This window comes from Allomesorhizobium camelthorni (assembly GCF_011045125.1).
Taxonomy (GTDB): Bacteria; Pseudomonadota; Alphaproteobacteria; order Rhizobiales; family Rhizobiaceae; genus Allomesorhizobium; species Allomesorhizobium camelthorni.
Map to the genome: position 1 here is coordinate 1 of NZ_JAAKZF010000309.1, position 745 is coordinate 745.

1 protein-coding gene and 1 tRNA gene are annotated in these 745 nt (G+C 57.9%); both read right to left on the reverse strand.

The genetic code is table 11. The features are described 5' to 3' along the window. Positions 1 to 206: 206 nt before the first annotated feature. Positions 207 to 297, reverse strand: a tRNA-Ser gene (locus tag G6N73_RS36070). A gap of 211 nt (positions 298 to 508) precedes the next feature. Then, a partial coding sequence (locus G6N73_RS36075; protein WP_165034596.1) for a hypothetical protein occupies positions 509 to 745 on the reverse strand: 237 nt, incomplete at its 5' end.

A 745-nucleotide genomic window follows, 5' to 3' on the forward strand; every position in this document is an offset into this window, starting at 1 on the left:
GGTCGCATGGCGACGAACCGCCTATCGCTTTGATTGTAATATGTAAATTGCCGCAAGGCTGCCCGAGGGCTCCCGTCGAAATTCTGAACATTGCGAGAAATCGCGGCGGATGCGCGCAGCGGCTGGCAGCCGGATGTCGATCGTCATCGCCGAATCGCGGGTGAATTCCAGTTCGATCGCGCGGGTTTCGGTCGGGGATTTGGCGCTGGCGGAGAGGAAGGGATTCGAACCCTCGAGAAGCTTTTGACCTCTACTCCCTTAGCAGGGGAGCGCCTTCGACCACTCGGCCACCTCTCCGGCGCACCGATCCGATAGAGAAAACGGACGCCACAATCAATAAGCCCGGCATTATAATGTCGAAATAAACCGCTCGCCGCTTCCAGGTCGCCGAAACAGGCGAGCGCGGCTTCATTGGCAAAGCCGGGTCGATTCTTCCCCGGAATCGCGCAAAAGGCCGCATAACTGCTGTCTCACCGGTGCATTCCGAGCCGTCGGCGCCGCAGCCGGGTTAAGAGACATTAACGAGTCCTTTCTGGCTGGCGTCAAATCGTGTCATTTGTGCCACAGCGATGCGGGATAGCGTGCCGCGGCCTGCGCCGTCAGCATGATCGTGGTTGAACCCCGTCACCTCGTGAGTATTGTCGGATTCGAGGAAGGGGCGTGATTGCGCATCTTTTTCGACATTGGGGATGGGGCAGGGAAAGCTGTCCTTCAGCAAAATTACCCAGACCCGCTTTTTAACTTT